Raw genomic sequence first — 11,977 nt, forward strand, 5'->3', positions numbered from 1 at the left:
CAGGGCGGCTACATGCCCCGATGGATGCGCGCTCCGCCGTCACCCGCGCGGCGGCCGTCATCACCCAGGATCGCCAGGGCGTCCTCAAGCGGCATCAGGCCACTCGTCGGCGCGGGAGGCTGCGCATACGAGGCGGGTTCAGATCGCTGGACCGGTTCGTCGTCAGCCACCACTTCGGCGTCTACGACCTGCGCTTCCTCCAGCAGTTCGCGCCAGAGCTGCGACGCAGGCCCTTCGTCCGGAACTCCGCGCCGCGCACGGCTTTCCGCGCGGGAGCCACCCTCGAACACTCCGGTCAGCACCTCCTCGTAGGGCTTGGCCGTGACCTCCAACTCGACCGACGTCTTCCCGCTGACGCCTGCGCGGTCCAACGCATCGCGGATGGCTGCCAACTTCACGGCGGCGGGGGTGGATGTGTCGGTAGCAATGCCCAACAACTCCTTGGCCATTCGGTCCGCAGCCATCTCCAGGCGACGACGTGCCGCGCGCTTCACCTGCGGAGCCTTACCGCCGTGCGTCCCGCACACATTCATCCCGGCATACGCCGCCTTACGACAAGGCTGCCCATTCGTCCGCCGTGCGGTGCACTGCCTAGCCGGGATGCGGCCGTCGTCCCAGGGGATCCTCTTAGGTGCAGTCTCTATAGGTTGCGCCGTCGAATCTTCACCGCTCGAACCGATTCCATCCACATCTATCCCCAGCTCTTCCACCTCCGACTCAGCCGGGGCAGCAGCTACAGCTTCGGCCATTTCCGGATCCTGCATTTCCTCGTTCACTGACAATTCCTCTCACTCGTTGGCCCACGCCCGGCGGGGCTGTACAGGGGGTGTACGGGGTGTACGCGTACCCCCCCTCGTGCGGCGGTGTACCTAACGCCCCTTACCCGCGATTCAAACTTTCTGCTTCTACCTGGTCTTTTACGGCGGCTCCTTTCGACTTTTCATCGGTTTTCGCCCAATTGCGTTGGGGTGGGGGGGGTACGCGTACACCCCTGTACCCCCCCCAGCCGCATATGCGCATCGGCATCAATCCCCGCTCCAGACCAGCGTGTAACTGCCCTGGTGGCCCTCTTCCTTTTCGGCCAAACCTGCGGCGATCAATCGGTCTGCCGCTTCGTCGATCAGGTCGCGCAGGTCTGCACGGAGTGCGCCTCTCGCGTCTTTGCGGGGCAGGCGCTTCTTCTTGACGAGGTGTCGCCGCAGGTTCGTCACGGCGCGGTCCAACTTGTCTTCCTCAACAACAACCGCCCTGGCTATTTCCCGCTCGCCTTCGGCCCGGCCTTTACTGCGGTTTGCCTGTTCGGCCCTGGCTCCCAGCGCTTGCTGAACCTGCGCACGCGTCCGATTACTCACCGCCATAACGATTTCGGACAGTTCCCAGTCCTCGTCGGTGACTTTGTCGGTACGACCGGCCAGGACCATCAGCGCAGCGGCGACCTTGAGCCGAGCGAGCTGCGCATGGCCGTCCAACTCGTGCGCCGCCGTGCCGCGTAGTCGCGCAAGGCGCGCACGGTCAATCTGCTCGGCAGCTTCGGGCGGCAGCTTCAGTTTGACCAACCTGCGCGGTTCCATCGGCAGCTCAAGGAGCAGTTCCCCACCGCCGAATTTGACGCGCGACCCGTTACCGGGGGTCTCTGCCGGCGTCGACCCTGCACGGGCGTCGACCGCCGAACGTTCTTCGCCGAACGACCACGCAGGCACTGACCACGGCTGTGGTTCCTCCGGCGGGCGGTCGGGTGCGTCTGCGTCGGTCGTTGGGAACCACAAAAACCGTTGGGGCGTACCGCCATCCGCATCGTCCAACAGGAACCGCGCACGCTCGGGCTGCACACCCGCCACCAAGCACATGCGGTAGCGATGCCCCATAATCGGCACGGCCTTATCGACCGTCGCGTAGCCAAAGCCCAGCCGCTCACCCATCCAGGCTTTGCGCAGCTCCGGCATCAGGGTGGAACTGCTGCGCTCAGCCAGCGCGGCAAGCGTGTCAATCTCGGAGACTGAGAACAACACGGCATCTCGGATATTGATCTGCTCACCCTTGGACTTGTAGGCGTATTGCTTGGGAATTCCCTCACCGCTCCCGGGCGTCGCTTCGTAAACTCCCGCGCCGAGAATGACTGCGTCGGCCGCTGCACGCTCCGCCGCACCCTTGCCGTTCCCCGACGGACCCACCAGCGCCACAAAGAGATTCAGACTCGCTGAACCGCCAACGAGCGGGGGCAATACGACGCGCGGAGGAACAGTCACGACGACCCGCGCCAATACCGCCCCGACCATTGCCCACGGCGCAACTCGCCGGGCTCGCGCAAACTCACGCAGACGGTCCAGTTCAGGGCGAGCCGCCCAAAATGAATCCTCGTCGATCGTGCGCAGCAACGGGTCGTCGCGGTCCAGCCGGGCCAGAATCTCGGCAGGGTCAACGAGACCCGCCTGCGCCGCAGCCCAACGCGCGGTCCGGGCAAATTCGCCACACTCTGGGCGTGTACGTCCGGGCTTGCCAGCCTCGAAAGCGGCAATGAAAACGGCCTCGATCCGCTCAGCTGCGTCACGAGCGCAATAGCATCCGGCAGCCGCTTCCCGAAAGGCCATTGCCAGGGCGTTACGGGCTGCATCGTGCCGGGCTGCACCACCCGCAAGGGCGGTTTCGAGGACCTTGACGACGCCATCTAGGGCCTGCGGGCGGCCATAGGCAGTGTGTGCCGCGTAAAACTGCTCAAGCTCGGCAAACGACATCGAAGGCGCTTCTTCACCGGCTGCCCGCAGGCATGTGCGCAGTGCTTCGGGCAGTGCAGGCAGGTCCCCCGGTGTAGGCCAGTGATATCGGCCATCCTTCGACGCCGCGTCGGGGTGCACGGACGGCTCGGCCAGGACGACGCCGTTCTTGCCGCGCACTTCGCCGAAGCTGGCGAACGCCCCGGCTGAGTTTCCGAAGTTGTCGCCCGCTTCGACTGCGAACAGGTAATGCCCACGGTCGCCGCTCATACGCGTCGACTGGAACACGCCTTGCCGCAGAGCGTCCCGGTACTGGGCGGGAATGTCGTCTACGTCGCCCACGTCCAGATCAAAGACGAGCGCGCCGGATCGCCCTACGTGCAATGCGATTCCAGCGGCGGGCCACTTCGCCCACCATCCGCGAATCGTCTCGTCGTGCCGTGTCGATTGTTTATGCCAACCGTCGCCGACCAACGACCCCGGATTCTTGGTTCCGGGCTTTACCGGCACCACGAACCACCCAGCCCCGGCATAAGCCAGGGCAGCGTCCACGGGCGACATTTCCGCGAGTCCAGCAGGAATTCGTAGCCGTCGATCTGACAAGGAATTCGTCCGCATGTTCGTCCTAATATGTTGAAGGGCAATGGATTACGCGGACCGGTAAGCTTGTGGCTGTTCACCGAGTTGCGCTGCTCCACAGTCAATGAAATGAACAGTCCTCGGGTATCGAGGTGAGCTCCGGTCTCCACGTCAACTAGCGCCGTCCCGGTTGTGCCGGGACGGCGTTGGCGTTCAGCGGTACTTGTCAGCCGGGTAATTGGTGCGGCGATCCCAGTCGTCGTACAGGTGCATCCAGTCCAATAGCGGCCTGTACTCGCCGTCGAGGTCCATCTGGCAGTGCGTGCACGTAGGGAACACCCGCAGTTGCGCGCCACACGTCACCATCAAGGCGAACGCCCCGGCTTCTTGCTTCTCGCACCAGTGGCAGGTGTGCACGCTACGAGCCACGAAGCGCGCTACGCGCTCGCAGGTCCAGCCGTCCGGAACAGGCCACGCCGATAGCGCCGGAGCGCTGTATGTTCCGGCATCATTATCCGAGATTCTGAAATGCTGGAAAGCCAGTGGGAACGAGTAGAAGAACGCATCCGCGCCGTACACGACAACGGTGCGCAAACCCACCGGGCCAGTTGTCGCGGCTTCGAGCGCAGCCGCGTAGCTGCTCAACTCGTCATGGACGGCAATTCCACGGTCCAGCGCTTCGGCGCGCAATGCGGGGATCAGCTCGTTCACGTAGTTTCCGGGCAACGGCTTGTCCATCGGCCGCCGATTGGGCAGGTTGCTCAGCTCCCAGACAAGGCCAAAGTTCGTCAGCGCCTTCAGATCTGGAATCGTCGTCGGAACCAAACGGGCCGCCATTACTGCGACCTCGACGCGCGGGCAGTACGCCCACCACAACGACCGCCAGATATGGTCGCCGTTGTTGAGGAACTGATCCGGCTGCATCGCAGCGTCTATCTGGTCACCAATCGGCGAGGGCTTGCGCCACGAATTGTCTGGATCGCCAAGCGCCCCAGCATATTTGGCGATCAGCTCGTGATCCATTGCCGCGCTCACGCGTCACCACCGCGCGCCAGCGACATAACCCAGTCGTACAGGTCGCGCTCGCTGTACCAGTTGCTCGCGCTGATCTTGAACACCCGCAACTGTCGGCGCTCGGTTGCGCTGCGCACCATTGTTTGTGACACCTGAACGCCAAGATTCTGAGTAACGAATGCGAGCGCTCCAGCTCGGCCCTTGATCGTCGGGAGCTCGGAATAGTCGTCGGCGGTCCGCCGCGCGAGGGTAGTAGTCCTGCCCATGTGGCTGCCTCTCGTGGTGAGAGGTTCCCAGAATGCAAAATCCCAGGAACCCCACTGTTGATGAGTGGAGACCTGGGAGCTACTGGTTAGTCCCGGCTGGCGTGCCCACCTAGCGCCGGTACACGACCCGCGTCTAGCTGTTCGGCAGTCCCACAGTCTCACGCCATGCGCGAGGGACACGCTTTGCCTGCACCCGGTGCGCCAAGTGGCCGCTATGGTGCTGCGGCAAATGTACCGCAACCCACCCCAGCCCCGCAATAGGCGGCGCTTAGCCCGCCACAAGTAGGCAATTAACTTGCGCCCCAACCATTTACAATGGGTTGACCCCCGGTATGCCGAGCAGCGCTCGCCCCAGCTACCGGAACCCGTTCGGCTCGAGGCCATCCTCGCAACGCTGTCGCAGCGCGAGTTCAAGAATCCTTCTCCTCGATCCGAATCGGAGTATCCCATGACTACCTCTCGACCCGAATTCTCGCGTCCCGAGTTCAGCCGCCCGTTCACCGCGCGGCCACCCCAGCCAGGCTGGGCCTACCGCAGTGACCCGTACCTGCTGCCGATCTCGGGTGGCGAATTCGGCGGCTACGCCAGCGAAGGTGACGTGCTGGTCAACCAGACCGCCGACGGCGTCAACCTGAACGTCATCTGGGACGAACTGGCCGAGGTGCTGGCGCTCCAGAACACGGACCGCTCCAGCCTGGCCCGGTTGGTGTCATTCCCGACCATTGCGAACGCAGACCCGATCCCCCAGGTGCCCGACTCGGACCACTTCGAGGAAGCTTCCGAGTACGGCGAGCCAACCGGCCTGCGTGCCGCTCCCGATGCGCTGATCATGGGTTACGACTTCAAGGACTACGACGCAGCGACGCGTTTCACCTGGAAGTTTCTACGCAACGCCAGCGCCGAGCAGGTGCGCAGCAGCATCGACCGGATGCTGAACGCCGACAACCGGCTCGTCAACGGCACGGTGCTACGCCGCCTGTTCGATAACACTCAGGGCGCGAACGAGTTCCAGCACAACGTGTACCCGCTCTGGAACGGCGACGCCATGATTCCGCCGCCGTACGCGGGCCAGGAATTCGGCGTTTCCAACCATATGCTTGCCAGCGGCGCGAGCGTGATCGACAGCGACGATCTGGAGTTGCTGATCAGCCAGGTTCGCTCTAAAGGTTATGGGCTCCAGCCGAATACGCGTCTGTTGCTACTGTGCAACCCAGCGCAGGGCGAGGCCATCGCGGGCTTCAAGCGCGGGGTGCCTAGCCGCCCCCGCGAAGGGTCCGAGACCGGCGACGTGCTGCCCCGCTTCGACTTCATCCCTAGCGACTCCGCCCCGGCTTACCTGACCGAGGAGAACGTCGTCGGCAAGGTCGCACCGGGAGAGTTCGGCGGGCTGCCGGTGGCGGGCTCGTACGGCCCAGCGTGGGTGATTGAGTCGCATTACATCCCAGCCGGATACGTGGCCTGCGTGGCGACCGGTGGCCCGAACAGCGACCTGAACCCGGTTGCCTTGCGGCAGCATACGAACCCCGCCTACCAGGGTCTGCGGGTGATTCCGGGTCGAGACCAGCGGTACCCGTTGCAGGACAGCTTCTTCGCGCGAGGGTTCGGTACGGGCATCCGGCATCGCGGCGCGGCTGCCGTTCTACAGGTCACCACCGATCTCACCTACGAGCCGCCCGCGTGGCACTGGCACTAATCCGCGGACGGGTCCGCTCACTTCCGGGCGGACCCGACTGGCCCGTAATCGCCTCAGCGCGAAGGAAATTCGAACATGACGTACTCAGGAAAGTTGCACGGTGACACGGCGGACGGTGGCGAGTTCTCTTGGGGCACAGGGCTGACCGCTCCCGGCGAGGACGGGCTGTACTGCGCACTCTCGCCCGCGATGAAACAACCCGCAGGTTTGGCCGCGCTCAGAGAAGAACTGGCCGAGCGCGCGACCTACCGGCCCCGGCGATCGGATGGTGAGTGATGGCCCGCCGCAACTACAAGCGAGACAAGCGCGGGCGGTTCTCCAGCGTCGCCGGAGCCAAGGTGGCGGGCACCGCCAAGGCAGCCAGAAAGGTGGCGCGCGGTGCAGCACAGACCGGGGCACGAAAGGTCAGCGCGGGCGCACGCGGTGCCTACGTCCAGGGCAGTTTCGAGAAGCACCTCGAAGTCGGCCAGGGCGGCGACTACAAGGGCGTAAAGGTCGGCGCAGAGTTCCGTACTCCCACCGGCCGGGGCGTAGTCGGCAAGGCCATCGTGGGATACCACGGGAAGCCCGACCGGAGGCTAGATGTCACGCCCAAGCTCGACAAGCCGACCAAGACGCTCACCGTCACCGTGAAGCCGAACGCCGGGGCAAAGGTGCGCGGTGCGTCAGGCGCATCTCCGCGGAAAGCTACCGGGCGTCGCGTGCGCTAGCCGTTGAGGTAGTCCGTGCGGCTGTTGGCCTGCTTGCACATTGCGCAACCCGCAGGCGCGCCAACAGCCAGCAGTGAATGCCCACCCAATACCCCCCGAGCGGTGCCCTGTTGGTCCGGGCCGCACCTTGGGGAGCAAGCCGATCGGTCCGCGAGCGTGCTCCGGCGGTCGGTAAGCCGTAACACCGTGAGCCCAGGAGTTGACGTGTCCTCCGCAAGCTCGGTGAGTACGGCACATCGCCCTCCCGCTGGGTTGCGAGCCACGGCGGGAGGGCGATGCCGCGCTACCGCCCTCGCTTGGCGTCCTCCGAAAACGCCGACATGATGCTGATTCCGACATCGTTGGTGGGCAGAAACGTGACGCAGGAAAGTCGTTGGGGTGTCTGTGCCTGCGACGGCACGCAGACGTCGCGCCAGTACTCCAAATCGATGATCTTGCCCTGTATTGCCTTGCGCGTGCTGGGCTCGCCGTTGTGAAGCCGCCCGAACCACTCGTTCAACGCGGAAATCGTGGACGTGATCGCTTGCGAGCACTGCGCCGACATCGCATTGACCGCGCTGACAGCGCCATTGTCGAAGCAGGGCGCGATCCGTTGGTCAACGGCCGTCACGTACGGCTGCGCTTCCTGCGCTAGCGAAATCGGTGGCATCTTCGTTGTGGTGGCAGAAGCCGGGGCGGTGGTGGTTCCCGCCGCCGAGCCTTCTCCATCGCCACTGCATCCGGCCAATGCCATTACGGCGACCGCCCCCACCGCGACTACGTACCTGTTCACGATTCCCTCGCTGTCTCATGTACCCGACCTGCGAGAAAACCTAGCATGACCTGCCAATAAGACGATTCCACTCTGGATCAATGCGCACTAGACATATGTGCTTGCTGTGCCATGTCCAAGTCGACCAAGCCGCCACTCAACCCGACGCTGAAGGCGTTCGGGGATCGGGTGCGTGCACGTCGCCTGGAATTGGGCTGGAGCCAGGAGACGGCCGCCGATGAAATCGGCGTGCACTGGACGCATCTCGGGCAGGTGGAACGCGGCCAGCGCAGCGCTCGGGTTGAGAACGTTCTGAAGTTCGCGGCGGGGCTCCAAACCACCCCCGGCGCATTGCTAGACGGGCTGCCCGCGCCGGTCGAGTAGCACCCCGGCCACCCCGGCACTACCCCGGCATCCGGCGGGTTCTCATCGGTGCGCAGCAGGTGGCCGGAGGTGAGCAAAAGGTGGCGAATTAGTGCCCTCTACCTGCGACGACTCCGAATCCACCGGGACATCGCCGCAGGTCACCGGGGTGCACCACAAGCAGGCCGGAGGTTCTTAAAATCCGCACAGTCAGGGTTCGAGTCCCTGTGGGGGCACTCAAATGCCAGGTCACGCCCGGTCGCTAGGCCTGAACTGTCGCAAACTGCGGGCTGGGACCAGAAATATGCCAAGAATTCCTTGCCAACTTGCTGTCGGCGGTCACGGATACCTTGCGTCGGTGGCCACGTGGGGACCAACCCCTAGGCCCTCGACGGTGACATGATGCCGAAGACTGTGGCGACGCACTGCCAGAACAATGGGACCGCCTCGTCGATCGAGCCAACGATCTGGCCGGGGTGGACATCCGAGAAGCGCTCGGCGACCACGGTGCCATCGTCCACCGGGACGAGCGATCCCGGGGCGCGGACGACGACCTCCTCGATCGACGCTTCGGACACCGGGCGAGTCGTGACAATAGGATCGTGCATCGACCTCGTCGCTGCCATGTCCTGATCACGGCCGGAGCGAACGACGCTCTCCACGATGTCGGTCAGGTGCTGCATATGGGGGCGATCGGACAACCCCCGCGTCAACGTGCGGCCGCCGCACGTTGACGCGGGGGTGGTGGCCGGGCTGTTCGGGCAGGTATGAACATCTCGCTCAGGCGCCGCGAGCAGAACCGCAATCAGTGGCGCTGCGACGGAAAGCCGAGCAGCACTTGGGCAACCGCGACGCAGATCAGGTCGGCGTCGGTCAACTAATTCGGGCGGCCACGGCGTTTCCGGGGGCCTCCGACCACGTGATCATCGACGAAAACGATGAGTGCGGTCAGGAGGGTATCGAAGTCCGTCTTCACAAACTGACACCGTTACCCTCCTTTGCGTCCTAATCTCGAGTCGAGGCCATTCTCGACTAGGAATCACTCGCCCAGATGACCCGGAGCAGCATCATGATGGATACTTTCTGAGGATAACCTCCATCGCATCAGCATTCGGGAGTGCAGTGGGCGCCTCTGCCCCGTACGTGGCGTATTCAATTCCCGCCAGCATGCCAGAGGTGATCCACAGCAGAATCAACCCGCAAAGTTCACCGTTCTCACCGTATACATTCGCCTCAACCGGGGCCGTACCCGATGCAATAGGCGCAGCCGGGACATCGCCCTCGATACGAAAATCGACAGTCGGAGAACCCTCGTGCAGTTGCCCGACAACTCTTACAAGGCCGACCTGCCGACGAAGTTCTCTAGCTCCCAAAAATTCTTCCTGCAGGAGCTTGTCGATAACCGAACGCTCTTCAAACGTAAGAGGGCGCGGATTTACGGAAATGGTCATCAATTTCCTCCAAGATACTTCGATGGAATAAATGCCGTACTAATCCTCGGAACGCCATCGATTACGGCGCCTCGAATAGTCACACTTTCTCCATTAATCACTCTGCCGACCTCATATTGTCCAGCATCTGGAAGATCATCTTTATCATCCAGGCTGTCTACGATACGCCGCATCGCGCCTTCTCGACTCCCTGACTCTTCGATCAGATCACCAAATCCGTGCTTTTCAGGATCAAGAACATGGTGCATAACCTTCTCGGTAAGCGCGGCATCATAGGCTGCAGCCGGCGTCGAACGTTCCCCCTTTTCCTCTGACGCCTCGGATGGCTCGGAATTGATCCGGGACGCGACCGTGCGACCGGCCGAGTCGTACACCGTTTCAGCACGCTGTCCGGGACGCCCCTATAGCCCAATTGGCAGAGGCAGCGGACTTAAAATCCGCACAGTCAGGGTTCGAGTCCCTGTGGGGGCACTGAAATGCCAGGTCAAGCCATGTCAACGGGCCTGGCCCGGTGCGAGATGCGGGCTATGACCAAAAAATGCCAAGAATTCCCGGCCAGCTTGCCGTCGTCATCAGTCACGGACATGTTGCGTCTGACACCACCCGGGCCCAAATTTCGTCCTTCGACAGCGGCATGGCGCCGAGAGCCGTGGCGCCGAGTTATCATCGCGCGCTTCTCCGATATCCACCCAGCCAGACTGTTGCCCCTGCGAGCGGGGAGTCCGATTCACTGGACGACCCCGACGTCGTCGGCAACCGGGACGAACAAACCGGGGTGCGCACGAGGAACTCCTCGATCGAACCTTCAGGCACCGGCCCTGTCGTAACAATCACATCATGCGACATGCGACACCCAGGCCCCGCAGACCCAGAGACACCCTCGGGGGGCTGAATGGACCCTCAGCAGCTTTCGATTGACGAAATGCCGTGACATGCCATCGCCAAACCCATCACTAACCCAAGGCTAGAAGCTGCCGCACAGGGCACGCAGGTGTGCGGCAGCTTCTAAACACCGAATCAGACCGAGCGATCACTCGGCGCCAATCTCTGGCCAGGACCTAGTATCCTATCAATTCCGCATTGACTGCCCGGAGGATATCCGCGAGCCATGTAAAACCGTAGGAAACAACTTGCTCATGCGAAATCATTGACTCGATATTATCCCATGTCTCAGAGATCTGCCCTATTGTCAAAACAGGGGAGCCCGATTCAATGTTACCCATGTCGTCAATTGGAACTGACCAGAAGCACCTATCCGGCAGGGAAACCGATTCACTCTTGGACATGCCTTGCGCATGATTAATTAATATGTTGAGAATTTCCGCCAACTGCGTGTAGGAAACCTTGACAACCGGTTCGTCGACCACCATTATCCTCCACTCTTCTTGATTTTCTCGATCTGGTCTTCGAAGATCTGCAATTCGCGGGCCCGGTAGGCGATGTAGTCCGCGTCCGGGTCGGTGCTGCGGCGACCCAGTTCGGCGAGCACCGCCAGCAAGCCGACGGTCGCCCCGTACCGAAGCAGTTGCTCCGCCGACTCCTGCTGGACGGCGATGTCGTCATCCTTCAGCGCGGCTGTGAGACTCGCCAACGCACCTCGTCCGGCAGGCAACGCCCCAACACCCGCACGGAATCCCGCCGCACATCCCATCGCGGCGACCGAATCCCCAGCAACGCCTGCTCCCCATCCGAATGTAGCCCCTGCACAACCTCATCCAATCGCATCCCCCGACTGCAGGCATGCTCGGCCTTCGTGCCAAATGGGGTCGGTCGGATGGCAGTACCACCACGACTTTCCGACTTGGGCGGGTTCAGTGGATTCGTGCCCTTCTCAGCATTGGGTACCTCGGAAGTACCGACCGGGAGTGCTGTGTCGCGAACCCGCCACGAAGCAGTGTGCTGAATTAGTTCAGCACTGGGCATAGGGTGAAGTGATGAAGTCTCTACCGTTCAGTGAGCTCATCCGTAAGCAGACGTCGGTTTTTCCGCTGCTGGCCGATTCCGATGTCACGCTCGAGCGCCGTGACGCCGAGAACGTTGTGATGATGCGCGACGAGCGGTATCAGGCGATGGATGGTGCGCTGCGGATCGCGGCTCGGTCGTTGGCGCTGGTCGCCAAGGCCAATCGGCAGATGGCGGAGGAGGTGTTGGCCGAGGAGCTGCCCTGGCTGCGGTGGCTGCGGTGGCTGCCTTCTGAGCATCGCGCCGAGGCCGTGCGGGAGTTGCTCGATGATCTCGTCGCGGGTGCGGACACCGGGTTCTACCTGCCTTTTCAGCGAAATCTGATCGCTTGGAAACACACCGCTCAGATCTATACCGACCCGGCGCTCGTCCGTGAACTCAGCGGGCCGTTCGAGCGGACCGATCATGGGGAGATCGGTCGACCGAAGGCCGCCGAGTGAGCGGGATCGAGCGCGGCGATGAGGTGCCGCGACCCGA

13 protein-coding genes and 1 tRNA gene are annotated in these 11,977 nt (G+C 63.0%); 5 read left to right on the forward strand and 9 right to left on the reverse strand.

What is annotated here, in order from left to right:
- Nucleotides 1-8 precede the first annotated feature (8 nt).
- The 4 genes from ACFP3H_RS23805 to ACFP3H_RS23820 all read right to left on the reverse strand — a co-directional run bounded on the left by ACFP3H_RS23805 (nucleotide 9) and on the right by ACFP3H_RS23820 (nucleotide 4,444).
- Complete coding sequence (locus ACFP3H_RS23805) at nucleotides 9-776, reverse strand: hypothetical protein (RefSeq protein ID WP_378609288.1); 768 nt, start codon at nucleotides 774-776, stop codon at nucleotides 9-11.
- Between the two features lie 249 nt (nucleotides 777-1,025).
- Nucleotides 1,026-3,272 carry a bifunctional DNA primase/polymerase gene (locus tag ACFP3H_RS23810; protein ID WP_378609289.1) on the reverse strand — a complete coding sequence of 749 codons (2,247 nt, stop codon included), beginning with the start codon at nucleotides 3,270-3,272 and terminating at the stop codon, nucleotides 1,026-1,028.
- A gap of 231 nt (nucleotides 3,273-3,503) precedes the next feature.
- Nucleotides 3,504-4,325, reverse strand: a complete 822-nt coding sequence (locus ACFP3H_RS23815; protein WP_378609290.1) for a hypothetical protein — start codon at nucleotides 4,323-4,325, stop codon at nucleotides 3,504-3,506.
- Nucleotides 4,322-4,444: a hypothetical protein gene (locus ACFP3H_RS23820; RefSeq protein ID WP_378609291.1), complete on the reverse strand. Its 123-nt coding sequence runs from the start codon at nucleotides 4,442-4,444 to the stop codon at nucleotides 4,322-4,324. The genes ACFP3H_RS23815 and ACFP3H_RS23820 overlap by 4 nt, the downstream gene beginning before the upstream one ends.
- 574 nt (nucleotides 4,445-5,018) lie before the next feature.
- Here ACFP3H_RS23820 and ACFP3H_RS23825 point away from each other — a divergent pair.
- Together ACFP3H_RS23825 and ACFP3H_RS23830 are read left to right on the forward strand one after the other, a co-directional pair.
- Nucleotides 5,019-6,263 (forward strand): hypothetical protein, encoded by a 1,245-nt coding sequence (locus ACFP3H_RS23825; RefSeq protein WP_378609293.1) that lies wholly within the window; start codon nucleotides 5,019-5,021, stop codon nucleotides 6,261-6,263.
- 275 nt (nucleotides 6,264-6,538) lie between these two features.
- On the forward strand, nucleotides 6,539-6,973 hold the full coding sequence (locus tag ACFP3H_RS23830; protein ID WP_378609294.1) for a hypothetical protein: 435 nt from the start codon (nucleotides 6,539-6,541) through the stop codon (nucleotides 6,971-6,973).
- 283 nt (nucleotides 6,974-7,256) lie between these two features.
- Here ACFP3H_RS23830 and ACFP3H_RS23835 read toward each other — a convergent pair whose 3' ends face one another.
- On the reverse strand, nucleotides 7,257-7,745 hold the full coding sequence (locus ACFP3H_RS23835) for a hypothetical protein (RefSeq protein ID WP_378609296.1): 489 nt from the start codon (nucleotides 7,743-7,745) through the stop codon (nucleotides 7,257-7,259).
- A gap of 111 nt (nucleotides 7,746-7,856) precedes the next feature.
- Here ACFP3H_RS23835 and ACFP3H_RS23840 point away from each other — a divergent pair, with 111 nt between their 5' ends.
- Nucleotides 7,857-8,108, forward strand: coding sequence for a helix-turn-helix domain-containing protein (locus tag ACFP3H_RS23840; RefSeq protein WP_378609297.1), 252 nt, complete (start codon nucleotides 7,857-7,859; stop codon nucleotides 8,106-8,108).
- A gap of 359 nt (nucleotides 8,109-8,467) precedes the next feature.
- Here ACFP3H_RS23840 and ACFP3H_RS23845 read toward each other — a convergent pair whose 3' ends face one another.
- The 3 genes from ACFP3H_RS23845 to ACFP3H_RS23855 form a co-directional block, all read right to left on the reverse strand.
- Nucleotides 8,468-8,770: a hypothetical protein gene (locus ACFP3H_RS23845; protein ID WP_378609299.1), complete on the reverse strand. Its 303-nt coding sequence runs from the start codon at nucleotides 8,768-8,770 to the stop codon at nucleotides 8,468-8,470.
- Nucleotides 8,771-9,154: 384 nt separating this feature from the next.
- On the reverse strand, nucleotides 9,155-9,538 hold the full coding sequence (locus tag ACFP3H_RS23850; RefSeq protein ID WP_378609300.1) for a hypothetical protein: 384 nt from the start codon (nucleotides 9,536-9,538) through the stop codon (nucleotides 9,155-9,157).
- A complete protein-coding gene (locus ACFP3H_RS23855) occupies nucleotides 9,538-9,912 on the reverse strand; it encodes a hypothetical protein (RefSeq protein WP_378609302.1) in 375 nt (124 codons plus the stop codon). Before ACFP3H_RS23855 ends, ACFP3H_RS23850 begins: the two co-directional genes overlap by 1 nt.
- 23 nt (nucleotides 9,913-9,935) lie before the next feature.
- On the opposite strand from ACFP3H_RS23855, the gene ACFP3H_RS23860 reads away from it, so the two are divergent.
- A tRNA-Leu gene (locus ACFP3H_RS23860) sits at nucleotides 9,936-10,009 on the forward strand.
- Nucleotides 10,010-10,907: 898 nt separating this feature from the next.
- On the opposite strand, the gene ACFP3H_RS23865 is transcribed toward ACFP3H_RS23860, so the two are convergent.
- The gene (locus tag ACFP3H_RS23865) at nucleotides 10,908-11,129 is read right to left on the reverse strand and encodes a hypothetical protein (protein ID WP_378609303.1); all 222 of its coding nucleotides are present in this window, start codon (nucleotides 11,127-11,129) and stop codon (nucleotides 10,908-10,910) included.
- Between the two features lie 343 nt (nucleotides 11,130-11,472).
- Between ACFP3H_RS23865 and ACFP3H_RS23870 the strand changes: the two genes are divergently transcribed.
- Entirely contained in the window at nucleotides 11,473-11,940 is a 468-nt protein-coding gene (locus ACFP3H_RS23870) for a hypothetical protein (RefSeq protein WP_378609304.1), read from the forward strand.
- The last annotated feature ends 37 nt before the right edge of the window (nucleotides 11,941-11,977 follow it).

It is taken from the genome of Nocardia lasii (assembly GCF_042658545.1).
Classification (GTDB): Bacteria; Actinomycetota; Actinomycetes; order Mycobacteriales; family Mycobacteriaceae; genus Nocardia; species Nocardia lasii.